The 22,799-nt window shown below is 65.3% G+C and carries 22 protein-coding genes; 10 read left to right on the forward strand and 12 right to left on the reverse strand.

All coding sequences use genetic code 11. From position 1 onward, the window contains the following. Window positions 1–182: 182 nt before the first annotated feature. From ACOZKU_RS21985 to ACOZKU_RS22000, 4 genes are read right to left on the reverse strand one after another with little or no spacing between them, the layout of a single operon-like run. Entirely contained in the window at window positions 183–1,391 is a 1,209-nt protein-coding gene (locus tag ACOZKU_RS21985; protein ID WP_421580680.1) for an acetyl-CoA C-acetyltransferase, read from the reverse strand. A gap of 33 nt (window positions 1,392–1,424) precedes the next feature. Next, window positions 1,425–1,754 carry a type II toxin-antitoxin system PemK/MazF family toxin gene (locus ACOZKU_RS21990; RefSeq protein WP_314090130.1) on the reverse strand — a complete coding sequence of 110 codons (330 nt, stop codon included), beginning with the start codon at window positions 1,752–1,754 and terminating at the stop codon, window positions 1,425–1,427. Then, entirely contained in the window at window positions 1,754–2,011 is a 258-nt protein-coding gene (locus ACOZKU_RS21995; RefSeq protein ID WP_314090128.1) for an AbrB/MazE/SpoVT family DNA-binding domain-containing protein, read from the reverse strand. Before ACOZKU_RS21995 ends, ACOZKU_RS21990 begins: the two co-directional genes overlap by 1 nt. A 59-nt stretch (window positions 2,012–2,070) precedes the next feature. Then, complete coding sequence (locus tag ACOZKU_RS22000) at window positions 2,071–3,867, reverse strand: acyl-CoA dehydrogenase C-terminal domain-containing protein (protein WP_421580681.1); 1,797 nt, start codon at window positions 3,865–3,867, stop codon at window positions 2,071–2,073. Window positions 3,868–4,327: 460 nt separating this feature from the next. Between ACOZKU_RS22000 and ACOZKU_RS22005 the strand changes: the two genes are divergently transcribed. From ACOZKU_RS22005 to ACOZKU_RS22015, 3 genes are all read left to right on the forward strand, one after another. After that, window positions 4,328–8,242, forward strand: a complete 3,915-nt coding sequence (locus ACOZKU_RS22005) for a peptidoglycan-binding protein (protein ID WP_421580682.1) — start codon at window positions 4,328–4,330, stop codon at window positions 8,240–8,242. A gap of 453 nt (window positions 8,243–8,695) precedes the next feature. Next, a complete protein-coding gene (locus tag ACOZKU_RS22010) occupies window positions 8,696–9,622 on the forward strand; it encodes a sulfite exporter TauE/SafE family protein (protein WP_313526675.1) in 927 nt (308 codons plus the stop codon). Beyond that, a complete protein-coding gene (locus ACOZKU_RS22015) occupies window positions 9,619–10,413 on the forward strand; it encodes a TIGR02186 family protein (RefSeq protein ID WP_421580683.1) in 795 nt (264 codons plus the stop codon). The genes ACOZKU_RS22010 and ACOZKU_RS22015 overlap by 4 nt, the downstream gene beginning before the upstream one ends. On the opposite strand, the gene ACOZKU_RS22020 is transcribed toward ACOZKU_RS22015, so the two are convergent. Continuing rightward, window positions 10,414–10,908, reverse strand: a complete 495-nt coding sequence (locus tag ACOZKU_RS22020; protein WP_314090117.1) for a helix-turn-helix domain-containing protein — start codon at window positions 10,906–10,908, stop codon at window positions 10,414–10,416. It lies immediately after the preceding gene. A gap of 114 nt (window positions 10,909–11,022) precedes the next feature. On the opposite strand from ACOZKU_RS22020, the gene ACOZKU_RS22025 reads away from it, so the two are divergent. Then, a complete protein-coding gene (locus ACOZKU_RS22025; protein ID WP_421580684.1) occupies window positions 11,023–11,589 on the forward strand; it encodes a dihydrofolate reductase family protein in 567 nt (188 codons plus the stop codon). 96 nt (window positions 11,590–11,685) lie between these two features. Then, on the forward strand, window positions 11,686–12,909 hold the full coding sequence (locus tag ACOZKU_RS22030; RefSeq protein WP_421580685.1) for a PQQ-dependent sugar dehydrogenase: 1,224 nt from the start codon (window positions 11,686–11,688) through the stop codon (window positions 12,907–12,909). On the opposite strand, the gene pdeM is transcribed toward ACOZKU_RS22030, so the two are convergent. Further along, complete coding sequence (pdeM, locus tag ACOZKU_RS22035) at window positions 12,906–13,631, reverse strand: ligase-associated DNA damage response endonuclease PdeM (RefSeq protein ID WP_421580686.1); 726 nt, start codon at window positions 13,629–13,631, stop codon at window positions 12,906–12,908. The genes ACOZKU_RS22030 and pdeM overlap by 4 nt on opposite strands. A gap of 13 nt (window positions 13,632–13,644) precedes the next feature. Beyond that, window positions 13,645–16,179 carry a ligase-associated DNA damage response DEXH box helicase gene (locus ACOZKU_RS22040; protein ID WP_421580687.1) on the reverse strand — a complete coding sequence of 845 codons (2,535 nt, stop codon included), beginning with the start codon at window positions 16,177–16,179 and terminating at the stop codon, window positions 13,645–13,647. 202 nt (window positions 16,180–16,381) lie between these two features. On the opposite strand from ACOZKU_RS22040, the gene ACOZKU_RS22045 reads away from it, so the two are divergent. After that, complete coding sequence (locus ACOZKU_RS22045; protein WP_314090102.1) at window positions 16,382–16,663, forward strand: hypothetical protein; 282 nt, start codon at window positions 16,382–16,384, stop codon at window positions 16,661–16,663. 78 nt (window positions 16,664–16,741) lie between these two features. Here the strand turns inward: ACOZKU_RS22045 and ACOZKU_RS22050 are convergent, their stop codons facing one another. Both ACOZKU_RS22050 and ACOZKU_RS22055 read right to left on the reverse strand, forming a co-directional pair. Beyond that, complete coding sequence (locus ACOZKU_RS22050; RefSeq protein ID WP_421580688.1) at window positions 16,742–17,377, reverse strand: YitT family protein; 636 nt, start codon at window positions 17,375–17,377, stop codon at window positions 16,742–16,744. Between the two features lie 55 nt (window positions 17,378–17,432). Next, complete coding sequence (locus ACOZKU_RS22055; RefSeq protein WP_421580708.1) at window positions 17,433–18,374, reverse strand: methyltransferase domain-containing protein; 942 nt, start codon at window positions 18,372–18,374, stop codon at window positions 17,433–17,435. Window positions 18,375–18,529: 155 nt separating this feature from the next. Here ACOZKU_RS22055 and ACOZKU_RS22060 point away from each other — a divergent pair, with 155 nt between their 5' ends. Genes ACOZKU_RS22060 through ACOZKU_RS22075 form a run of 4 tightly spaced genes read left to right on the forward strand, consistent with a single transcriptional unit; the run spans window position 18,530 to window position 20,988 of the window. Beyond that, complete coding sequence (locus ACOZKU_RS22060; protein ID WP_313526697.1) at window positions 18,530–18,796, forward strand: DUF6460 domain-containing protein; 267 nt, start codon at window positions 18,530–18,532, stop codon at window positions 18,794–18,796. A gap of 2 nt (window positions 18,797–18,798) precedes the next feature. Further along, the gene (locus ACOZKU_RS22065; protein ID WP_421580689.1) at window positions 18,799–19,287 is read left to right on the forward strand and encodes a CAP domain-containing protein; all 489 of its coding nucleotides are present in this window, start codon (window positions 18,799–18,801) and stop codon (window positions 19,285–19,287) included. A 9-nt stretch (window positions 19,288–19,296) separates the two neighbouring features. Then, entirely contained in the window at window positions 19,297–19,605 is a 309-nt protein-coding gene (locus tag ACOZKU_RS22070; RefSeq protein WP_421580690.1) for a putative quinol monooxygenase, read from the forward strand. A 21-nt stretch (window positions 19,606–19,626) separates the two neighbouring features. Beyond that, a complete protein-coding gene (locus tag ACOZKU_RS22075) occupies window positions 19,627–20,988 on the forward strand; it encodes an MATE family efflux transporter (protein WP_421580691.1) in 1,362 nt (453 codons plus the stop codon). Window positions 20,989–21,010: 22 nt separating this feature from the next. Here the strand turns inward: ACOZKU_RS22075 and ACOZKU_RS22080 are convergent, their stop codons facing one another. The 3 genes from ACOZKU_RS22080 to ACOZKU_RS22090 form a co-directional block, all read right to left on the reverse strand. Next, complete coding sequence (locus ACOZKU_RS22080; protein ID WP_117367921.1) at window positions 21,011–21,208, reverse strand: DUF2934 domain-containing protein; 198 nt, start codon at window positions 21,206–21,208, stop codon at window positions 21,011–21,013. A 138-nt stretch (window positions 21,209–21,346) separates the two neighbouring features. Further along, window positions 21,347–22,432 (reverse strand): quinone-dependent dihydroorotate dehydrogenase, encoded by a 1,086-nt coding sequence (locus ACOZKU_RS22085; protein ID WP_421580692.1) that lies wholly within the window; start codon window positions 22,430–22,432, stop codon window positions 21,347–21,349. After that, entirely contained in the window at window positions 22,432–22,776 is a 345-nt protein-coding gene (locus ACOZKU_RS22090) for a DUF952 domain-containing protein (protein WP_421580693.1), read from the reverse strand. Before ACOZKU_RS22090 ends, ACOZKU_RS22085 begins: the two co-directional genes overlap by 1 nt. Window positions 22,777–22,799 lie beyond the last annotated feature (23 nt).

The raw sequence follows: 22,799 nt of genomic DNA on the forward strand, positions 1-22,799 counted from the left end.
TTCCTCTTCCCTGAAATCTATCTGGCGGGGCGCTGCCCCTCATCCGCCTGCCGGCACCTTCTCCCCGTCAACGGGGAGAAGGGACATGCCGCGCCGTTGCCGTTCCCCCTCGCCCCGCTTTTGGGGAGAGGGTACGCCGAGCGCAGCGGAGGCGGGGTGAGGGGCTTTCACGCGCAATTCCCTTAGACCCGTTCAACGATCGTGGCCGTGCCCATGCCCGCGCCGATGCAGAGCGTGACGAGGGCAACGTTGAGGTCGCGGCGCTCCAGCTCGTCGAGCACGGTGCCGAGGATCATCGCGCCGGTCGCGCCGAGCGGGTGGCCCATGGCGATGGCGCCGCCGTTGACGTTCATCTTGTCGTGCGGGATGTCGAAGGCCTGCATGTGGCGCAGCACCACGGCGGCGAAGGCCTCGTTGAGCTCGAAGAGGTCGATGTCGGAGAGCTGCATGCCCGTGCGGGCGAGAAGCTTTTCCGTGACGTCGACGGGGCCGGTCAGCATCAGCGCCGGGTCGGAGCCGATATTGGCGAAGGCCTTGATGCGCCCGCGCGGCTTCTTGCCGAGGATGTTGCCGCCTTCCTTCGAGCCGAGCAGGACCGCGGCGGCACCATCGACGATGCCGGAGGAATTGCCGGCATGGTGGACGTAATTGATGCCTTCGATTTCCGGATGGGCCTGGATGGCGACGGCCTCGAAGCCGCCCATCTCGCCGGGCATTTGGAAGGAGGGTTGCAGCTGGGCGAGCGCCTGCATGTCGGTGCCGGGACGCATGTGCTCGTCATGGGCGAGGATGGTGAGGCCGTTGATGTCTTTCACCGGCACGACGGAATTGTTGAAATAGCCGTTCTGCCAGGCGTGCGCGGCGCGCTTCTGGCTCTCGACGGCATAGGCATCGACGTCGTCGCGGGAGAAGCCGTATTTCGTGGCGATCAGGTCGGCCGAGACGCCCTGCGGCATGAAATAGGCCGGGAAGTTGACCGAGGGGTCCATGAACCAGGCGCCGCCGGACATGCCGAGCCCGACGCGCGACATGGATTCAACGCCGCCGGCGATGACGATGTCGTCGGCACCCTGGGCGATCTTCGCCGCGCCGAGGTTCACGGCGTCGAGGCCGGAGGCGCAGAAGCGCGACAGCTGGATGCCGGGGGCCTTCGTCGAGTAGCCGGCTTCGAAGGCGGCAGCCTTGGGGATGACGGAACCGGCATCCATGACCGGATCGACGCAGCCCATGACGATATCGTCGACCTTGGTCGTATCGAGCCCGTTGCGGTCGCGCACCGCTTCCAGAACCTTGGCGGCGAGGCGCACGGAGGGCACTTCGTGCAGCGAACCGTCCTTCTTGCCGCGCCCGCGCGGGGTGCGCACATGATCATAGATGAAGACGTCGGTCATTCTCTTCTCCCTATGGCCTTTCAGCCGAAACCATCATTCGAAAAATGTCGCCACGCGCGCCAGAACCTCATCCATGATAAAGTCGGGAACGCGTTCGATGAACTTGCCTCCACGGGCTTTCAGATCGACGGCGCGCAACTGGTTGCACAAGACGACGCCATTGCTTCGCGTCCCGGCGCCGGAAAGGGAAACGGCGAAGCCGCGAAACCGGGCAAACTCTCCGCCCGACGTGATCGGGGCCACGATCGGGATGCCGACCTTGTTGAAAAGGGCGTCCGTCACCACGAGGACATAGCGGGCACCGGCCTGCTCGCGGCCCTGCACCGGCTCGAGATCGACGTGCCAGACTTCGCCCCGGTTCATCAGATGACTTCCCGACCGACCGGCGGATCGTTCAGCCATTCATGGTCCTCGTCGGAAAGCGGCGCGTCAAGATCGCACTGGGCTATCAGCTCCTCGAGTGTGTATTTGGGGCGGGAGCGGGCAACGGCGATCAGTCGGCCGTTCTCGACGGTCACTTCGACCTTTGTATTGGCCTGAAGGCCGAGCTCCTCAAGCACCGGCTTGGGCACGGTCATCATCACCGAGCCGCCGACATTGCGCAAAGTCGATACTGCCATCTTGGCCTCCGTGAAAAGTTATACGAATATATAACTTTTTCCCGCTGCTCACAATCCGTTCAAAACGCCTCTGCCGCCAGTGCCATGGTCGTGTCGGCGCCGGCCTCGATGCGGGTCTTGCGGAGCGCGGTTTCGGGCATCAGGCGGTCCATGAAGAACTTTGCGGTGATCAGCTTGTTCTTCAGGAAATCCTCCCGCTCGCCGGCACCGTTGGCAAGGCCGGCTTCGGCCGCCTTGGCGATCTTCGCCCACATATAGCCGATGACGACGAGGCCGAAGAGGTGCATGTAGTCGGTCGAGCCGGCGCCGGCATTGTCGGGCTTGGCCATGGCGTTCTGCATGAACCACATGGTCGCCGCCTGCAGGTCGTTCAAGCCCTTCTTGAGGGTCTTGGTGAACGGAGCGAGCTTTTCGTCATTGCGGTTCTCCTCGCAGAAATCGCCGATTTCCTTGAAGAGCGCCATGACGGCGCGGCCGCCGTTCATGCCGAGCTTGCGGCCGACAAGGTCGAGCGCCTGGATGCCGTTCGCACCCTCATAGATCATGGCGATGCGCGCATCGCGCACATACTGGCTCATGCCGTGTTCTTCTATATAGCCGTGGCCGCCGAAGACCTGCTGGGCCATGACGGCATGGTCGAAGCCCTTGTCGGTCAGCACGCCCTTGAGAATAGGGGTCATCAGGCCGAGAATGTCGTCGGCGGCCTGGCGTTCCTTCTCGTCGGCGGAGCGGTGGGCGATATCGGATTTCAGCGCGGTCCAGAGCGTGAAGGCGCGGCCGCCTTCGGTCCAGGCCTTGATGGTCATCAGCGTGCGGCGGATATCGGGATGCACGATCAGCGGATCGGCCTTGCCCTCGGGGTTCTTGACGCCCGAGAGCGAGCGGCCCTGCAGGCGCTCGCGGGCATAGTTGGCGGCGTTCTGGTAGGCGACTTCGGCAATCGACAGGCCCTGCAGGCCGACGCCGAGGCGGGCCTCGTTCATCATGACGAACATGGCGTTGAGGCCCTTGTTCTCCGCGCCGATGAGGAAGCCTTTCGCCTCGTCATAGTTCATGACGCAGGTGGCGTTGCCGTGAATGCCCATCTTGTGTTCGATGGCGCCGCAGGTGACCGTGTTGCGATCGCCCGGCGTGCCGTCGTCCTTCAGAATGAACTTCGGCACGATGAAGAGCGAGATGCCCTTCACGCCCTCGGGCGCGCCATCGATGCGGGCGAGAACGAGGTGCACGATGTTTTCCGACATGTCGTGCTCGCCGGCCGAGATGAAGATCTTCTGCCCGGAAATCTTGTAGGAGCCGTCGGCCTGCGGCACGGCCTTGCTGCGCAGCAGGCCGAGGTCGGTGCCGCAATGGGGCTCCGTCAGGTTCATCGTGCCGGTCCAAGTGCCCTCGACCATCTTCGGCAGATAGGCGGCCTTCTGTTCGTCGGAGCCGTGCACGAGGATCGCGGCGATCGCGCCCTGCGTCAGGCCGGGATACATGGTGAGCGCCATGTTGGCCGACGACATGTATTCGCCGACGGCGGTGTGCAGCACATAGGGCAGGCCCTGGCCGCCGAATTCTTCCGGCACGGCAAGACCCATCCAGCCGCCCTGGCGGTAGAGGTCATAGGCTTCCTTGAAACCCTTCGGCGTCTTCACCGTGGCGTCGTCGTTGCGGGTGCAGCCTTCCTGGTCGCCGGAGAGATTGACGGGGAAGAGCACCTCTTCCGCGACCTTCGCGGCCTCGCCGGTAATCGCTTCCACCATGTCGGCCGTCGCGTCGGCAAAGCCGGGCAGGTTGTTGTACCGCTCCAGCGACAGGACGTCGTTCAGGATGAAAAGCGTGTCATTCACGGGGGCCTTGTAGATCGGCATTGCTCGCGTTCCTCACCTATCCCGCGGACGTGAGTCCGCTCCTTGGCGAGGGATACTATAAAACTTTGACGTTTGCGTAAACGTCAAAACGCAAGCGCGGCAAATTTTTCGTCGGACGGGAAGGCGGGCAGGATGGAGGATGTCAGGGACGCGGTGCGAATGCGCCTGTCGCGGCGGGTTGCTGTGCCGTAACCGGTCGCCTTTCCTCCCGAACGCCATTCTATGAGCAAATCGTTAAAAAATTTCCGGGCCGGTTAACCCCTTGTTTACCACGTTTCATGAATTGTGGCGTCTGAGGGCGTGGGATCGGGAATCATCTCGTTTCCCCTCTGTGGTGTCCGGCTCCGGCCGGGACGGACAGGGACGATCCCGCCGAATGGAATGAAGGGCGCAGCCGGGCGGCAGCGCTTTCAAGCGTATCTCCCGGCAGGCCGAGGCGGCCGCCAAAGCGAGGCGAAAGATGAACGGATCGCGAAACCCGCAACGTCCCGGCGAACGCTCTTCGCTCGACGCGCTCAATCGCACCATCGAGGGGCTGGAAGCCCGTATCGAAGGTCTGATGGCCGGCGGCCGCGACACGCGTCCCCGCGGCGAAGAGCGTTACGCGCCGCGCGGCGAGCAGGCCCGCTACGAGCCGCAGCAGCGCACGATCCCGCTGCGCGAGGACCCGGTTTCCGAAATCATGCAGCGCCAGCGCGCCATCGAAGGCGGTCGCGAGCGTGTCGCCCAGCGCCTGGAACGCCGCCCCGTCTCCGGCGATCACCACGCCGCCGCCCAGCAGGCCCATGCCGCCTATGGCAATCAAACCGCCGCTTATGGCGGGCAGCAGCCTGCCTATGCCGCCCAGCATTCCGCCGCGCCCGCCCGCGCGGACAATTCGGTCGAGGACATCGCCAAGGCACTGGTCTCTCTGCGCCAGGATCTGAAGAAGGATATCGCCGACGGCCTCGAGCGCGAGATGCAGTCGCTGCGTTCGGAAATTCGCGGCATCCGCCAGGTGGCCGAGGGCCGTGGCAACAATGACGACCTGCGCGAGGAACTGACCCGTCTTTCCGCCGGCATCGGCCAGCTCGGCCGGCAATCCGGTCAGGCGGCCGGCCAGACGGACGGCCTGCGCGTCGAGTTCGACGAGCTGCGCTCGGTGCTCGACGGTCTCGCCCGCGAGGATTCCGTGCGGCGCATGGAAGACCGCTGGACCGGTGTCGAGCAGAAGCTCTCCGCCTTCGACCAGACCCGCGACGACGAACTGGTGGCGCTCGCCTACCGGCTCGACGAGCTGAAGGCGCAGATCGGCGCGGTCAGCGCGACGCCGGCCATTCATGCGCTGGAAGGCAAGATCGAGACGATCGCGCGCGCCATCGACATGCTGGCCCGCCAGGCGCAGCAGCCGGACGACCGCCATCTCGCCTCCGCCGTCGCCTCGCAGTTCGAGGGCCTCGATACGCGCCTCGACGAGATCAGCCGGGCGATTGCCGCCGCCGGCCGCATGCAGCAGTCGGCCTCGGTCGACAATGGGATGATGCAGCGCCTGGAAGGCCGCATCGCCGATCTCGCCGGCCAGCTCGACCTGATCGCCCACCGTCCGGCGCCGGCGCCGGATCAAGGCCTCGGCCTGCGCATCGAAGCCTTGGCCAGCCGCATCGAGGAGCTTTCCAGCGAGCGTGCCGCCCTGCGTCTCGAAGAGCGCATCGAGCAGCTGTCGCTGATGCTGGAGCAAAGCCAGCAGGCCGCGCCCGCCCGCGAAAGCGACGAGCTCGCCTATTATCTCTCCGATATCTCGCGCAAGATCGACGCGCTCGACCAGGGCAGCGTCAACGACGTGCTCGCCGAGCGTCTGGATGCGCTGGCCCGCCGCATCGACGGCCTCGATACCGCCCCCGTCGGCAGCCCGTTCCAGGAAGACCGCTTCTCGCAGATCGAAGGCCGCCTGTCGGCCATCGCCGACCGTCTCGACGCCACGCGCGTCGCGCCTGCCGGCGACCATGAGGCGCTGCGCGGCCTGGAAGCGCAGATCGCCCATCTCTCCACGCTGATCAGCACGCCCTCGGCCGGCACTGCCGCAACCTCGCCGGATGTCGAAAATCGTCTGGCGACGATCGAAGACTATATGGCGACCAATGACGAATATATCGTCGAGGCCGCCCGCCAGGCGGCGGAAGCCGTCATGGAAGCCTATCGCCATGCCGGGCCGACCAGCGCGGCGGTCGCCGACATGGAAGCGATCGCCGGCCTGGCCGACGACCTGCGGGCGCTGGAAAACCTGACCCGCTCCAGCGAGGAGCGCACCGCGCGCACCTTCGACGCCCTGCACGACACGCTGGTGCAGATTGCCGGCCGCCTCGAACAGCTCGACGCCCCGCGCGAGACCTTCGGCCGCCGCGAGGCCGCCCAGCCGCGTGCCGAAATGCCACGCGCCGAGATGCCGGCCATGGATTTCGGCCGCGCCGAGGAGCCCGCCGCCAGCTTCCATGGCAACGACTATCCGTTCGATGACGACGGTTTCGGCAATGCGGCCCGCAAGGCCGAGGCCGAGGCACCGCGCGAGGAAAGCCGCTTTGCCGACGTCGAGGTCGAGCATATCGACGTTCCCGAACGCCCGGTCGTCGAGGATGCGGCTGGACAGGCTGTGGCGCTCGTCGCCGCCGAAGCCCAGCCGAAGGGTGGCCTGCTCGCCGGCCTGAAGCGCCGCTTCGCGCCGGGCCGCAAGGAAACCGTCGCCATCGTCGAGCGCCACCAGATCGATCCGGCACCGGCGCTCGACCCGGTCGACGAACTGGCGCCCGAAGAGGCAAACCAGCTCCTGGAGCCCGGCTCGGGCGTGCCGGACGTGCGCCGCATCCTGGAGCGCGTGCGTGCCGGCCAGATCGCGGGTACCCGCTCGACGGTTCCGGGCGAGGGCGACAAGGCCGCCCAGCAGATCGCCGCCGCGCGCCGCGCCGCCAAGATCGCCGCCGAGGAAGCCGATGCCATCTCCCGCGTCGCCCCGGCCAAGAAGGGCGACAAGCCGGCAAAGGCCGGCGACAAGCCCGCCTCCGCGCTGTCGCGCCACCGCCGGCCGATCTTGCTCGCCGTCGGCGCCGTGCTCTTGGCGATCATGTCCTATCCGCTCGTCACCGCCGTCATCAGCGGCGACGATGCGCCCGTCATCGTCGAGCAGACCGCCGTCAATTCCGATGCCAAGCCGGCTGAAACGACCACCGGTTCCGGCGAAGCCGTGACGGCCAATACGGCTGCTGCGCCCGTCACCGAAGACAAGGCCGACACGAAGGCGCTGGCCGAGCCCGCCCCGGCGGATGACGTTCTGGCCGGCGACGACAAGAGTGCTGCCGCCGAAACGACGGCGACCCCGACGTCGGGCTCCGACTTGCTGGCCGCGCCTGCGACCGGCAGCGATGCCGACACCGCCGGCTTCGAGCCGGTGACGACGCCGGAAGCCGGGCCGGTTGCCGGCACGGACACCTCGGCCGCCGCTGAAAAGGCGCCGGTCGATACGATCGAGACGGCGGCCATCGTCGTCCCCGAGGCCATCACGCCGCCGTCGCTCTCCAAGGCTGCGACAGAGGGCGATCCGCTCGCGCTGTTCGAGATCGGCGCGCGCTACACGGACGGCCGCGGTGTTGCGACCGATCTCGCGCAGGCCGCGCACTGGTACGCGCTTTCGGCGGCGCGCGGTTTCGCGCCGGCCGAATACCGCCTCGCCAATCTCTACGAAAAGGGCCAGGGCGTCGAACGCGATCTGGAGCGGGCACGCAAGCTCTACGAGACGGCGGCCGGAAAGGGCAATGCCAGCGCCATGCACAACCTCGCCGTCCTGCTCGCCACGGGCAGCGGCACGGCGCAGCCGGATTTTGAAGGGGCCGCAAAATGGTTCCAGAAGGCGTCCGAACTCGGCGTGCGTGACAGCCAGTTCAACCTCGCCATCCTCTATGCGCGCGGCAACGGCGTGAAGCAGGATCTGGTCGAGTCCTACAAGTGGTTCGCCATCGCCGCCCGCGACGGCGACCGCGATGCCGGCGCCAAGCGCGACGAGGTGGCCAACGCCATGCGTCCCGAGCAGCTCTCCGACGCCAAGGCGAAGGTCGAGCTGTGGAAGCCGCAGGCGCTGGACGACAAGGCGAACTCGGCCGAGCTGCCCGACGAATGGGTCGGCAAGCCGACCAAGACCGCCAGCGTCGACATGAAGAAGGCCATCCGCAACATCCAGGCCATCCTCAACAACAACGGCTTCAACGCCGGTACGCCGGATGGCGAGATGGGCAAGAAGACGGTCGCCGCCATCAAGTCCTTCCAGAAGTCCGTCGGCCAGGCCGAGACGGGCGAGATCGACGACGCGCTGGTCAACGAACTCCTGAAGCGCAACAAGCAGCCGAGCTGATCGGCGCTTTGCCGGAGAGGCCCGAAAAGCGGCTTTTCCGGTTGTCGTGTCCAGACCCCGCGGGCATGACGCTCGCCACGACGCCGCACGCCGATCACGATGTGCAACAGACGTTGCGGCATTTTGTGTGCGATGCACGATTTCATCCTTAAATCGGCCCCGATTTGCGGAATTATGCAGTAGAAAATTCATGTCTCTCCAAGATGATAAGGCGTTCGTGAAACGTCCTCGTCGATGAGGGGTGGAGGGCGTGCCGCATGGGCTCGCCCGAAGACCGATCCTTGCGTGATGCGAGGCGCGACCGGCCGATGGAGGGGGTTCCCTTTTCGCGGTGGGGCGCTTGTCTGCATTCACGGCCTGCCGATAGGAGCCGCGGCAGGGCAGGACGGGGAAAGCGGCTGACAGAGACGTGGCCTCCGCGAGAGCGGAAACATTGCCGATCGGGGTATCGTTGTGACTGTGTACCTGCCTATTGCAGAGCTGTCGGTGAATATCTTCATCATTCTCGGCATGGGCGCGGCCGTCGGTTTTCTTTCCGGCATGTTCGGTGTCGGCGGCGGCTTCCTCATCACGCCGCTGCTCATCTTCTATAACATCCCCCCGGTCGTCGCCGTTGCCACCGGCGCCAACCAGGTCGTCGCCTCCTCGGTCTCCGGCTCGCTGTCGCATTTCCGGCGCGGCACGCTGGATGTGAAGCTCGGCACGGTGCTCTTGGTCGGCGGTCTGGCGGGGGCGACGGTCGGCATCTGGATCTTCGCGCTGCTGCGCAGCGTCGGCCAGCTCGATCTCGTCATTTCGCTGCTCTATGTGGCGCTGCTCGGCACCGTCGGCACGCTGATGCTGCTCGAAAGCATCCGGGCGCTGCGCCGCTCGGCCAAGAACCAGCCTGTCTCCCTGCGCCGGCCCGGCCAGCACAGCTGGGTGCACCGCCTGCCGCTCAAAATGCGCTTCAAGAAGTCGAAGATTTATCTCAGCGTCATTCCGGTCGTCGGCCTGGGCTTCTGCATCGGCATCCTGACCTCGGTCATGGGCGTCGGCGGCGGCTTCATCATGGTTCCCGCCATGATCTATCTCCTGCGCATCCCGACCAACGTGGTCGTCGGCACCTCGCTGTTCCAGATCATCTTCGTCACCGCCTACACGACGATCGTGCAGGCGACGGCGAACCACGCGGTCGACATCGTGCTCGCCTTCATCCTGATGGTCGCGGGCGTCATCGGCGCGCAATACGGCGTGCGCGTCGGCCAGAAGCTGCGTGGCGAACAGCTGCGTGCGCTTTTGGCGCTGCTGGTGCTCGCGGTCGGCGCCCGTCTCGCCGTCGATCTCGTGCAGACGCCCGCCGATATCTACTCCGTCGTCAGTGAGGGGGTCTATCGATGAGAGCGCTCGCCGCCCTCCTTCTCCTCATCGGCCTCGCCGTGCCGGCCGGCGCGCAGGTGCTGGAGGACAAGCCCGTCAATTTCCCGGAAAAGCTGGAGATCGGCATTTCCACCGACGAGATCGCCATTTCCTCGGATTTCCGCGGTGCGGACCTGACGATCTTCGGCGCCATCGAAGGCTATGACTCCTCGCTGCTCGCCCAGGGCAAATACGATATCGTCGTGGCGCTGGAAGGACCGAAGGACAACAACACGGTGCGCGTCAAGGAGCGCATCTTCGGCATCTGGGTCAATCGCCGCTCGATGACCTTCGAGCTCGTGCCGGAATCCTATTCGCTGTCGAGCACGCGCGACGTGGAGACCATCGCCCCGACCGCCATGCTGAACGGCGTCGGCGTCGGCATTCAGCATATCCGCCTGTCGCCGATCGGCTATGTCGGCGACGGCAGCAACATCACGGAATTCCGCGACGCCTTCCGGCGGCTGAAGGAAAGCGGCGGCTTCTATCAGCGTGATCCCGGCGGCGTGCAATTCATCAGCGCGAGCCTGTTCAAGGCGACCGTCAAGCTGCCGGCCAGCGTGCCGAACGGCACCCATGTGGTGCGCGCCCATCTCTTCCGCGATGGCGTGTTCATCGCGGAAAAGGCGCTGCCGCTGCGCGTGATGAAGACCGGCATCGAGCAGATGATCTCGAACGCCGCCTATAACAATTCGCTGATCTACGGCCTCTTCTCGGTGACGCTCGCGCTCTTGACCGGCTGGCTCGCCAGCGTGGTCTTCCGCAAGGATTGATCAGCCGGCGCGCCGCGCCACGGTTGCCTCATAGGCGGCCTGCAGCTCGCCGAACACGGAGCGGGCAGGCATGGGAGCGCCCGTGTGGATGGCGCGCAGTTCTTCCATGAAGGCCGCCCACATGGCCGGGCCGCCATCCTCCAGGAGCTCGGCGCGGATCGACAGTTCCTCCGTGACCGGCAGGAAGCGCCGGCCCCAGGCGCCCATCATGGCGAAGACCGGCACCAGCGCGATGCCCATCTCGGTCAGGCTGTAGAGGCCCTTCTGCTTGTGGCTCGGATCGTCCTCCCTGGTGATCAGCCCTTCCGCGACGAGGCGCTTCAGCCGGTCGGCGAGGATGTTGGAGGCGATACCTTCTTCCGATTTCGTCAAAAGCTCGCGGAAATGCCGGCGGTTGCCGAACATCATGTCGCGCAGCACAATAAGGCTCCAGCGGTCGCCGAGAATTTCCAGCGTCAGATTGATCGGGCAGCCGGACCGGTTCGTGTCTTTCATGCGATTCTCCAAAACTGCTTGCATAATACAATCGGTTTCGCTATCCATCAACCAGTTGCAAATCGCAACTGGTTAAACTAGCCGCGGCATGGCCGCAAAAGGGAGGACAAGGCGATGGCAAAGGTGATCATCTGGAATCTCGTGACGCTCGACGGTTTCTTCGAGGGCGAGAAGAAATGGGATCTCGACTTTCACAACCGCGCCTGGGGGCCGGAGCTGGAAGCGCTGAGCCGCGACTTCGGCAAGACGGCCGGTTTGCTGGTCTTCGGCCGGGTCACCTATGAGGGTATGAAAGCCTATTGGACCTCGGCGGAAGAGGAGGGCGAGGTGAAGACCTATATGAATGCCCTGCCGAAGCTGGTCGGCTCGCGCACGATCGCGTCTTCCGACTGGAACAACACCACGGTGACGGCCGATATCGTCGGCGAGATTTCCAGGCGCAAGCAGGCGCTCGACAAGCCGATCTATATCTTCGGCAGCGCCTTTCTTTGCGATGCCCTGCTCACGGCGGGCCTCGTCGACGAGGTGATGCTGGCAATCGTGCCGGTCCAGCTCGGCAAGGGCACGCCATTCTTCAAGGACGGCGCGCGGCGCGACTTCGACCTCATCGAGGCGAAGCCGCTGTCGAACGGTGCGGTCCTCGCGCGCTATGTGCCGCAGAGCGCGATAACCATTTCTTGAAGAGGCGTGTTGAAACAAATCATGGTGCTGACCCCTTCGGCGGTTAAGGCGGGTTTCGACAGAAAACCTGCCACGCCTCCAACAAGGGAAACCACCATGCGCATGACCAGCACTCTCCTTGCCGGCACCCTTTTTGCAGCCGCGATGTTTGCCGGCCCGGCCTTCGCCCAGGCGGGCAAGACGGCGGAAACGAAGGAGGCCAACGCCCCCGACCAGAAGCCGGCCTTCGAAAACCAGACGCGGGCTTCGCTTCCCGATGCTGTGCCCGAGATTAGCGTCGATGTCGTCGCCAAGGGCCTGCCGCATCTCTGGGCCATGGAGTTCCTGCCGGACGGCCGCATGCTGGTGACGGCGAAGGCCGGCACCATGCATGTCGTCTTCCAGGACGACGGACAGGCGAGCCCGCCGATCGAGGGCGTGCCCGAGGTCATGTCAAACGGGCAGGGCGGCTTGCTCGACGTGGCGCTGGCACCGGATTTCGAGCGCTCGAACCGCATCTATTTCTCCTTCTCCGAGCCGCGCGACGGCGGAAACGGCACCTCGGTCGCCTCCGCGAAACTCATCGAGCAGGACGGCACGTTTCTGCTGCAGGAGGTGAAGGTCATCTTCCGGCAGATGCCGACCTATGACGGCGACAAACATTTCGGCTCGCGCCTGGTCTTCGGGCCGAAAGGCGAGCTTTATGTGACGGTCGGCGAGCGCTCGGATCCTGAAACCCGCGTCGGCGCGCAGGATCTCGCCAGCGGTTTCGGCAAGGTTTTCCGCATCGACGCCGAGGGCAAGGCATTTGCCGACAATCCCTTCAGCAAGACGGAGGGGGCGCAGCCGGAAATCTGGAGTTTCGGCCATCGCAATCTCCAGGCCGCGACACTGGATGATCAGGGCCGGCTGTGGACGGTCGAGCATGGACCGAAGGGCGGCGACGAGCTGAACCGGCCGGAGGCGGGCAAGAACTACGGCTGGCCGAAGGTGACCTATGGCATCGACTATAGCGGCGCGCCGATCGGCGAGGGCATCACCGCGCTCGAAGGCACCGAGCAGCCGGTCTACTACTGGGACCCCGTCATCGGCCCCTCCGGTATGGCCTATTATACCGGCGACGCCATTCCCGAATGGAAGGGCGCCTTCCTGATCGGCGGCCTCGTCAGCAAGGGCCTCGTCGTGCTGCATATGGAAGGCGACAAGGTCGCGCACGAGGAGCGCGTGCCGTTCGATGCACGTATTCGCGACGTCAAGGTCGCGCCCGACGGGTCGGTCTTCGTGGTGACGGAGGCGCGGGGTGGCGGCGAATCGACGATCCTGCGGCTGGTGAAAAGCTAGCCGCGCAGGTTGGAAAACCGCACCGAATAGATGCGGTCGCGGCCGAGCATGTGGGCGATGAGGTTCGGTCGGTCGAACAGGCCGGTCATAGCCTTGTGGCGGAGATCGAGGCCGCCGGTCATCAGGCCGAAAGCGGGCATCAGCAGGCGCTTGCCGTCGGTCGCGAAACAGGGACGGCGGACCGCCTTTTCGCGGCGGATGACGGTGGCGGCAGGGTGCAGATGCCCGGCGATCTCGCCGGCCGCCGCGCGCAGCGACGGCTCGTGGCGGAAGGCGAGGCCGGCATAGTGCAGCTCGTCTGCGGACTGGCCGGGCAGGTCGACGGTGCCGTCGGGATCGTGGTTGCCGTTGATCCAGATCCATTCGCGGCCGCGCGCGAGATCCGCGATCTTCGTGCGGAAAATCTCCGGCAGGTGGGCGGAGCCGACGCGATCGTGGAAATTGTCGCCGAGGCTGACGACGATGGCCGGGTCGTGCCTGGTGATGACGGCTTCCAGCACCTTCAGCGTGGCGAGGGTGTCATAGGGCGGCAGCATCATGCCGCGGCGGGCAAAGGCGGCGCCCTTTTCGAGATGCAGGTCCGAGACGACGAGCAGGCGGGTTTCCGGCAGGTAGAGCGCGCCGAGCGGATCGCAGACGGCCTCGACGCCGGCCACGACCGTGCGCGCGCAGACCGCTCCGAAATCCTGTATCTCCATCGATGCCAGCGCCAGTCTCTGCACGCGTCAGTCTTCCTTACATATTCGTTTCGCCCATCGCCTCGGCGATGAGGTCCTCGGCGGCTTCGGCCAGAAGCGAATCCTGCGCCTCGCCCGCCACCGTCTCCCGGCCGATTTCCAGCATGATCGGCACGGCGAGCGGCGAGATGCGGTCAAGACGGCGATGGGCGATATGGCCTTTGATTCGCATCAGCATATCGCCCAATCGCTGAATATCCAAAAGCCCCGCCGCCGCATCGTTGCGCGTCGCCTCCAAGAGGATGTGATCCGGCTCGTGGCTGCGCAGCACGTCGTAGATCAGGTCGGCGGAAACCGTGACCTGCCGTCCGGTCTTCTCCTTGCCCGGATGGCGCTGCTCGATCAAACCGGCAATCACGGCGCAATTGCGGAACGTGCGCTTCAGCATGAAGCTTTCGTCGAGCCAGGCTTCCAGATCGTCGCCCAGCATGTCCTCGTCGAAGAGATTTTCCACTGACGGGCGCTCGATGGTAAAACTGTAGCCGAGGTCGTCCAGCGCCCAGATGGCCAGCGAATAGTCGGTCGCGACGAAGCCGAGCGGCCGGCGGCCGGCACGCTCCAGCCGGCGGGTGAGCAGCATGCCGAGCGTCTGGTGGGCCAGGCGACCTTCGAACGGATAGGCGACCATGTAGTGGCGGCTGCCACGCGGAAAGGTTTCGATCAGCAGCTCGTCGCGTTTCGGCAGCGAGGAGATATCGCGCTGCAAGGCGAGCCAGTCGCGCACCTGATCGGGCAGCGCCTCCCAGCGCTCAGGATCGTCCAGCATGGCGCGCACCTGATCGGCCAGATAAGTGGAGAGCGGGAACTTGCCGCCGGCATAGGCCGGCACCTTCGGGTCGAGCGAGAAGGCCTGGCTGACGAGGCATTCGTTCTCGCGGATGCCCTCGAAACGCAGCACCTTGCCGGAGAACAGGAAGGTATCGCCGGGTGCCAGCATTTCGAGGAAATATTCCTCGACCTTGCCGAGTGAGGCCCCGCCGCGGCCGACCGCACCCTTGGCGCCGCGTTTCACCATGCGCACGTTCAGCATCGGCATTTCGACGATGGTGCCGAGATTGAGGCGGTATTGCTGGGCGACCCCGGGATTGGAGACGCGCCACAGGCCGTCCGCCGTCTTACGGATGCGGGCATAGCGCTCATAGGTCTTCAGCGCATAACCGCCGGTCGCGACGAACTGCACGATGCGGGCGAATTTTTCACGCGGGAGATCGGCATAGGGCGAGGCGGTGGTGACTTCGGCAAAGAGCGCATCCTCGTTGAAGGGCGCGGCGCAGGCCATGCCGAGAACGTGCTGGGCGAGCACATCGAGCGCGCCGTCGCCGACCGGCGGCGTGTCCTGCGCGCCGAGATAGTTGGCGTCGAGCGCCGCCTGGCACTCCATCACCTCGAAACGGTTGGCCGGCACGAGGATGGCGCGGCTCGGCTCGTCCATGCGGTGATTGGCGCGGCCGATGCGCTGGGCAAGCCGCGAGGCGCCCTTCGGCGCACCGACGTGGATGACGAGATCGACGTCGCCCCAGTCGATGCCGAGATCGAGCGTCGAGGTGGCGACGACGGCGCGGAGCCGATTTTCCGCCATGGCCTGCTCCACCTTGCGGCGCTGGCCGACATCGAGCGAACCGTGATGCAGCGCGATCGGCAGCGTGTCCTCGTTGATGTTCCAGAGCTCCTGGAAGAGGATTTCCGCCTGGCTGCGCGTGTTGACGAAGAGCAGCGCGGTCTTGTGCGCCTTGATCGCCTCATAGACCTCGGGCATCGCATATTTCGCCCGATGGCCCGACCAGGGCACGCGCGCCTCGCTCCTGAGGATGGTGATGACGGGCTTTGCCCCGCCCGGCGCGTTGACGAGGCCGGCGTGATGTTCCGCCTCCGGCGTCTGCGCGACCAACCAGCGGCGCAGGTCCATCGGCTCGGCGACGGTGGCGGAGAGACCGATGGTCTTGAGGCCGGGCGCCAGATGGCGCAGGCGTGCCAGACCGAGCGACAGCAGATGCCCGCGCTTGGAGGTGACGAGCGAGTGCAGCTCGTCGAAGATGATATATTTCAGGTCCTTGAAGAACCGCGGCGCCTCGCCGTTGGCGATCAGCAGCGCCACCTGCTCGGGCGTCGTCAAAAGGATGTCCGGTGGGTTCAGCCGCTGGCGCTGGCGCTTGGCTTGCGGCGTGTCGCCGGTGCGGGTCTCCACCGTGATCGGCAGGCCCATGTCCGAGACCGGCTTCATCAGGTTGCGCTCGATATCGACGGCGAGCGCCTTGAGCGGCGAGATATAGAGCGTGTGGATGCCGGTGAAGGCGGAGCCCGGTGGGATCTTGCCGCGCTGGGTGAGGTCGGTCAGCGCCGGCAGGAAGCCGGCGAGCGTCTTGCCGGCGCCGGTGGGGGCGATCAAGAGCAGGCTCTCCCCGGCATGAGCACGGGCGAGCAGCTCCATCTGGTGCGCGCGCGGCTGCCAGCCCTTGTCCGCGAACCAGCGGGTGAAGGATGGGGGCAGCAGAGAGAGGCCCTGCGCGGCTTGGCTGAGATGAGAATCGGACACGGCGTTAAGCTAATTCACGCGGGCGGAAAGAAAAGCGTTCCCTGCAACAATCTCCGCGACCCGCTGAAACACGAGGCTTTCAGGACGATGCCGGCTTTTCACAGGGCATACACGAGGCCGTTACTGCGGCAGAAAGATGAAACTTTTTCTGCGGGCCCTCCGTTTACCGCCCCGTGACAGAGAAATTGATAGGAGATTTCCCATGAAGAAGATTGTTCTTGCTCTGGCCGCCCTTTCGTTTTCTGCCGGCGCGGCCCTCGCCGAAAACCCCTATGTCGGCCGCACCGACATCATCCAGTCCGGCCCGAATGCCGGCAAGGAAGTGATGAACCCCGCGGTCAACAACCTCGATATGGGCACCACGGCGTCCATCACGTCGAATGACACGTCGCGTCAGGTCCCGAACGAGACCAGGGAACAGATGGCCGATCCCGGCGCCAACCGCTACGGCGATTCCGATCCGGGCAGCATGCAGTTCGACTAAGCATTCAATGCACACCGCCTGACCCAAGCAGGTCTTCGGCCCTTCCGGCATCCGGGAGGGCCGAATGCGTTTTGAGGCTCACATCGCGATATAGCGGTCGGCGCGATGGTTGACGGTGAGGAAGAGGTTCAGCACCACCGCGCCGACGACCGAGCAGAGCACGATGAAGGGGGCCGCGACGGCGAAGGCGGCGATCAGCACGAAGAGATCGAAGGCAAGCTGCACGAGGCCGGCGCGAATGCCGAAGCGTTCCTGTAGATAGACGGCCAGCACGCCTACGCCGCCGAGGCTGGCGCGGTGGCGATAAAGCCCGAGCAGGCCAAAGCCGAGCAGAATGCCGGCCAGCACCGCCGTCCACATCGGATCGATGCTTTCGATGCGTACGAAATGCGGCTGGAACTCGGTGATGACGGAAGTCATCGTCACCGCAAGCACGGTCTTGATGGTGAAGCCCCAGCCGAGGCGTTTCAGTGCGAGAATGTAGAAGGGGATGTTCACAACGGTATAGTAGATGCCGAAGCTGATGCCCGTGAGATAGTGCAGGATGAAGGCGACGCCCGCGGTGCCGCTGGCCACCAGCCCGGCGCTGCTCATCAGCGCCAGCCCCAGCGCTGCGATCATGCTGCTCGCAAACAGGCCCTGCGCATCTTCCAGCGGCGTGTGGCGGGTGGGTGTGGGATTCCAGAAGCCGAAACGCCGCTTGTCGCCGTCCATGGCCGATCTCCGATGATGTTTATCGTTGTATAGGGCGTTGCCGCTTGCGTGAAGCCTATGGTTGGCGCCGCGCAAGGAACAGTAGGCCATGCACCGGCTGGCCGCCATCTTGGCGGATGACGCTCTTTTCCAGCGCCACCAAATCGAAGCTGCTCTCGGCCATCCGCCTGCGGATGAAGGCCTCGGGGTGGGCATAGCGCAGCGAGGGGCGCAGCACGGGCGCCTCGCCATCGCCGCCATCTTCCACGGAGAAGGCGAAGAGGCTGCCGGGTTTGGCAAGCCGCGCGACGCTCGCGAACACCTGTCCGAGATCGCCGAGATACATCAGCACGTCGGCGGCGCTGACGAGATCGGCGCGGGCTTCCGGCAGATCACCGAAGAGGCCGCTGTCTTCCGCCGGCAGCGACAGATCGGCCTGCGCGAGATGGTCGTAGACGGCTTTTTCGCCGGCCTTGGCCAGCATGCCGGCGGAGAGGTCGAAGCCTTCCAGGCGACCGGCATGGGCACGGAACTCGACGCCGAACAGGCCGGTGCCGCAGCCGATATCGGCGACGAGACCGAAATGCGCGTCGTCGCCGGCCTGTCTGCGCACGAGCTTCGCCAGCGTCTGCGGCACGGTATAGTCGAGCCGTTCGACCAGCGCGGTGTCGAAACGATCGGCATAGTCGTCGAACAGGCGTTCGACATAGGGCATCGGCGGGGCGGCGGGAGCCTCCGCCATCCCGAGGACGGCGAGTTTCAGGCTGGCGCCGAAAATATCGGAGGGGTCGAGCGCGATAACCTTTTCAAGGGCGGCGGCGGCTGCCTCCTTCCGGCCCGATTTCTCGGCATATTCGGCGAGCCGGAACCAGCCGGCGGCCCAGCCCGGCACCTGTTCGAGCGCCTGTTCCATGAGTTCCTGCGCCTCCGCAAACTCGCCCGATTCCGCAAACATGCGGGCATAATCAGCGCGGCGGTCGGCGATGAGATCGCCGGAGGAGAAATGCGGGCTCGTCATCGGGCTCGTCATGGGGGCTCGGATCTGGAAACGGATGGCCGCTACATGGCAGGGCGGCGGCAAAAGGCAAGCGAATTCTCGTGAGCGGCCGTTGCTTGCCGCGGGCCGGGCGAACGCTTATCTCAGGGTCGAACGAATTTTTGGAGAATCAGCAGATGTCGAATGGCGTGAACGGGTTTCTGGGCGATAGCCCCCTGCGCGTGCTCATCAAGCTCCTGATCCTGTCGGTGGCCGTCGGCTTCCTGATGTCGATCTTCGGGCTCTATCCCGACGATATTCTCTTTGCGGCCCGCGATTTCATCCTCGATTTGTGGAACACCGGCTTCAAGACGCTTGGCCGTCTCGGTGATTACCTGTTGCTCGGCGCCGTCATCGTCATCCCCGTCTTCATCCTCATTCGTCTCCTGAGTTACCGCCGCTGACCATGCTGACCCGTCGCACCTTCCTTGCCGCCTCGGCGGCGGCCATCGCGGCGCTTGCCGCCGGCTGTTCCACCACCAGCGTGCTCACGCCCTCGGCCGGCACCGGCAGCGACCAGACGGCCGCCTCGCTCGGCCTCGTCAACAAGCTCCGTGCCGAGCGTGGCCTCCCGGCGCTCGCCATCGACCGGCAGGCGCAACGTGCTGCCATGGATCAGGCGAGCCGTATGGCCTCCGCCGGCAAGATGGAGCACAATATCGGCTTCGGCGCGAATTTCCTGAAACGCATGAAGGGCATGGAGGTCGCGCTGCCGGCGGCGGAAAACATCGCGGTCGGGCAGGACAGTGCGGTAGAAGCCTTTGACGCCTGGTATCGCTCGCCAAAGCATCTCGTCAACATGCTGGGCGCCAGCTATCGCGGCCTCGGCGTCGCCGTGGTTTCCAATCCGGCTTCGGGCGGCCGGCCATATTGGGCAATGGTGCTGTCCGGCTGAGGAGTGCCTATGGGCGACAGGATCGTGCGCATGGCGGATCTCGAGATCGATCCCGCGCAGCTCGACGCCTATAAAGCGTTGCTCGCCGAGGAGATCGAAGCCTCGGTGCGGCTGGAGCCGGGCGTGCTGATGCTGCATGCGGTCTCGATTGACGAGACGCCGGAAAGGGTGCGGCTTTTGGAAGTCTATGCCGACGAGGCGGCCTATCGGGCACACCTCGCCACGCCGCATTTTCTCAAATACAAGACGCAGACCGCCGCGATGGTCCGCTCGCTGCGTCTCCTGCCGGTGACGCCGATCCGGATGGACGCGAAATAGAGCCGTCTGAGGGGAGTTTGCATGAGTGCCACGGCGGTAAGCGAGAACGACGGGTCCGGTCCCTTCGAGGTGACGCACCGGCTGGTGCTGGCGATCGCCATTCCCATGACGCTCGGCTTCCTGACGACGCCGCTGCTCGGCCTGACGGATACGGCGGTGGCCGGGCGGCTCGGCTCGGCGGATGCGCTGGCCGGCATGGCCGTCGCCGCCGTCATCTTCGATCTCCTGCTCGGCAGCTTCAATTTCCTGCGCGCCTCGACGACGGGGCTGGTGGCGCAGGCCTTCGGCCGCGGCGACCGGCGCGAGGAACAGGCGGTCTATTGGCGCTCGCTCACCATCGCGCTCTGTTCTGGCCTGGTGCTGATGCTGCTCTCGCCGCTCCTGCTCTCCGCAGGGCTCTTCCTGATGGCGCCGACGCCGGAAGTGGCCGAGGTCGCCTCGACCTATTTCATGATCCGCGTGCTCTCCGCCCCCATGGCGCTTGCCAATTATGCGCTGCTCGGCTTCGTGCTCGGGCGCGGGCAGGGCATGACGGGGCTCCTGCTGCAGGCGATCATCAACGGCATCAACATCGTTTTGTCGATCACGCTCGGCCTCGGGCTCGGCTGGGGCATTGCCGGCATCGCCTGGGGCACGTTCACCGGGGAGACGGTCGGCACGCTGGCGGGGCTTGCCATCGTCGTCTCGCGCTTCGATCGCGCCGACCGGCCCTCGCGGGCGGAAATCTTCGCGCCGGCACGGCTGAAAGCACTGTTTTCGCTCAACCGCGACATCATGATCCGCACCTTCGTGCTGATCGGCGCCTTCGCCATCATGACCCGTATCGGCTCCTCCATGGGGCCGCTGGCGCTCGCGGCCAATGCGGTTCTCATGAACATCTTCCTCGTCGCCGGCTATTATCTCGACGGCATCGCCAATGCGGCCGAGCAGCTGGTGGGCCGCGCCTTCGGTGCGAATTTCCGGCCGGCCTTCGACAGGGCGGTGAAGCTCACCTTCCTCTGGTCGCTCGGGCTTGGCGTCGTCACCACCGTGCTTTTCCTGATCTTCGGCGGCGATATTGTCGGCCTGCTGACGACCACGGAGAGCGTGCGAAGCGAGGCGGCGAAATACCTGCCCTGGGCGGCGCTGACGGCAATCACCGGCGCACTCGCCTTCCAGATGGATGGGGTCTTCATTGGCGCGACCTGGTCGAACGCCATGCGCAACATGATGCTGGCGGCTTTCGTCGGCTATCTCGCAGCGCTCGCCGTCTTCGTGCCGCTGTTGGGCAATCACGGCCTGTGGCTGGCGCTCAATCTCTTCCTGGCCTTCCGGGGGATTTTCCTGGCGCTGCGCCTGCCGGCGCTCGCCGGCCGGCAGTTTTCCCAGGCAAACCGGAACTGATCTCCGGTGAGGCAGCCGGCATTCAAGCCGGCTGGATGCTTCCGAGGCTGAGACCCAGGAGATCGAGAGGATTTTCCGGCCGTTTCGACTTTTCGGCGTCTTCCGCGTAGATATCGGCCCTGGCGCGCAGCCAGTGCGAATATTCGCGGCCTTCCGGCCGGCCTTCCTCTTCCCAGATCTCGTGGGCCCTTTTGCGGATCCGTTCGCTCTGATCGTCCATGGTGTCGTCCCTTCCTGGCCTTTAGGCCGTTATCAGGCGGGATCGGTGCAGGCTACCGTCGATGCGAGTCGGCTTTTGCGGTACACTCCACCCGCTGGAACTAAACCCTGCGGGGGGACTTTGGTTCCCCTGTGACGATCAGAGGGGGCGATTGGCCCAATGATCGCTGCGGGTGCCGCAAAGCATTGAAATCGAGGCGATCTGCTCGCGATCACAAATTCGCGAGAGGCCGCTGACGATCTCGCCCGGCAGGGTCGGGCCGGCATAGACCATGCAGGAATAGAGCTGCACGAGGTTGGCGCCGGCGCGGATCTTCTCCGCCGCCGTCTCCGCCGAGGAGACGCCGCCGACGCCGATGATCGGCAGGGCTTCTCCGACGCGCCTGCGCATCTTGGCCAGCACTACGGTCGATTTTTCGAAGAGCGGCTTGCCCGAGAGGCCGCCAGCCTCACCGGCATGTGTAAGATTGCGCAGGCCGGCGCGCGACAGGGTCGTGTTGGAGACAATGAGGCCGTCGAGCGGATGGGCAAGCGCCACCTCGGCGATGTCGTCGAGGCCTTCCTCGGTGAGATCGGGCGCGATCTTCAGGAAGACCGGTACCTGCCAGCCGCTGCGCGTCGCCTCTTCGGCGCGGGCGGCGAGCACGGCGGAAAGCAGCGCATGCAGGCTTTCCTTCGCCTGCAGGTCGCGCAGGCCCGGCGTGTTGGGCGAGGAGATATTGGCGGTGAAATAGCGCGCCACGTCATAGAAGGTGCGGATGCCGGCGACATAGTCCGCAATGCGGTCTTCGCTGTCCTTGTTGGCGCCGATATTGACGCCGATCAGCGCATCGCGGCGACAGGCCTTGAGCCGTTCCAGCGCTGCGGCATGGCCTTCATTGTTGAAGCCGAGGCGGTTGATGACGGCTTCGTCTTCCACGAGGCGGAAGATGCGCGGCTTGGGGTTTCCCGCCTGTGCGCGCGGCGTCACGGTGCCGATTTCGGTGAAGCCGAAGCCGAGGCGCAGCATTGCCTCCGGCACCTCGGCATTCTTGTCGTAGCCGGCGGCAAGGCCGATCGGGTTGGGGAAGGTCAGGCCGGCGATGGTCTGGGCGAGCCGCGGATCAGCCTTGGCGGGGCAGGCGGGCACGATGCCGGTTTTCAGCGCCGCGATGGAGAGGCCGTGCGCGGTTTCCGGATCGAAGAGGAAGAGGCCCTTGCGGCCAAGCGTCGAAAGCAGGGACATCACAGCATCTCCGGAAACTGGTGAGTGCCGCCGGCGCCGAGCGGCAAGGGTTTTTCCCAGAGCACGGCGGATAGCGGCAGGGCGGCATAGAGGTGGGGGAAGAGATCGCCGCCGCGCGAGGGCTCGAAGACCAGCTTTTCGCCGAGCGCATCGCCATCCACGGCGATGATGAGCAGGTCCGTCTGGCCGGCGAAATGGCGGGCGGCGGTTTCCTTCGCCTGGGGGGCGGTGGAGAAGTGGATGTAGCCGTCGGTCAGGTCGATGGCGGCGCCCTCGAAAATCCCGGCCGCCTTGGCATTTTGCCACAGACTTGCCGGAACGATCTTGTAGATTGTCTTGGCCATCGCGTCCGTTCTCCCTTGCCTGC

This window comes from Shinella sp. M31 (assembly GCF_049199205.1).
In the GTDB taxonomy this organism is placed as follows: Bacteria; Pseudomonadota; Alphaproteobacteria; order Rhizobiales; family Rhizobiaceae; genus Shinella.

Bases quoted from the DNA above. Each gene is read 5' to 3' on its own strand.
- ACOZKU_RS21985 (WP_421580680.1), bottom strand. From the start codon at position 1,391: ATGACCGACGTCTTCATCTATGATCATGTGCGCACCCCGCGCGGGCGC.
- ACOZKU_RS21990 (WP_314090130.1), bottom strand. From the start codon at position 1,754: ATGAACCGGGGCGAAGTCTGGCACGTCGATCTCGAGCCGGTGCAGGGC.
- ACOZKU_RS21995 (WP_314090128.1), bottom strand. From the start codon at position 2,011: ATGGCAGTATCGACTTTGCGCAATGTCGGCGGCTCGGTGATGATGACC.
- ACOZKU_RS22000 (WP_421580681.1), bottom strand. From the start codon at position 3,867: ATGCCGATCTACAAGGCCCCCGTGAATGACACGCTTTTCATCCTGAAC.
- ACOZKU_RS22005 (WP_421580682.1), top strand. From the start codon at position 4,328: ATGAACGGATCGCGAAACCCGCAACGTCCCGGCGAACGCTCTTCGCTC.
- ACOZKU_RS22015 (WP_421580683.1), top strand. From the start codon at position 9,619: ATGAGAGCGCTCGCCGCCCTCCTTCTCCTCATCGGCCTCGCCGTGCCG.
- ACOZKU_RS22020 (WP_314090117.1), bottom strand. From the start codon at position 10,908: ATGAAAGACACGAACCGGTCCGGCTGCCCGATCAATCTGACGCTGGAA.
- ACOZKU_RS22025 (WP_421580684.1), top strand. From the start codon at position 11,023: ATGGCAAAGGTGATCATCTGGAATCTCGTGACGCTCGACGGTTTCTTC.
- ACOZKU_RS22030 (WP_421580685.1), top strand. From the start codon at position 11,686: ATGCGCATGACCAGCACTCTCCTTGCCGGCACCCTTTTTGCAGCCGCG.
- ACOZKU_RS22045 (WP_314090102.1), top strand. From the start codon at position 16,382: ATGAAGAAGATTGTTCTTGCTCTGGCCGCCCTTTCGTTTTCTGCCGGC.
- ACOZKU_RS22050 (WP_421580688.1), bottom strand. From the start codon at position 17,377: ATGGACGGCGACAAGCGGCGTTTCGGCTTCTGGAATCCCACACCCACC.
- ACOZKU_RS22055 (WP_421580708.1), bottom strand. From the start codon at position 18,374: ATGACGAGCCCGCATTTCTCCTCCGGCGATCTCATCGCCGACCGCCGC.
- ACOZKU_RS22060 (WP_313526697.1), top strand. From the start codon at position 18,530: ATGTCGAATGGCGTGAACGGGTTTCTGGGCGATAGCCCCCTGCGCGTG.
- ACOZKU_RS22065 (WP_421580689.1), top strand. From the start codon at position 18,799: ATGCTGACCCGTCGCACCTTCCTTGCCGCCTCGGCGGCGGCCATCGCG.
- ACOZKU_RS22070 (WP_421580690.1), top strand. From the start codon at position 19,297: ATGGGCGACAGGATCGTGCGCATGGCGGATCTCGAGATCGATCCCGCG.
- ACOZKU_RS22075 (WP_421580691.1), top strand. From the start codon at position 19,627: ATGAGTGCCACGGCGGTAAGCGAGAACGACGGGTCCGGTCCCTTCGAG.
- ACOZKU_RS22080 (WP_117367921.1), bottom strand. From the start codon at position 21,208: ATGGACGATCAGAGCGAACGGATCCGCAAAAGGGCCCACGAGATCTGG.
- ACOZKU_RS22085 (WP_421580692.1), bottom strand. From the start codon at position 22,432: ATGTCCCTGCTTTCGACGCTTGGCCGCAAGGGCCTCTTCCTCTTCGAT.
- ACOZKU_RS22090 (WP_421580693.1), bottom strand. From the start codon at position 22,776: ATGGCCAAGACAATCTACAAGATCGTTCCGGCAAGTCTGTGGCAAAAT.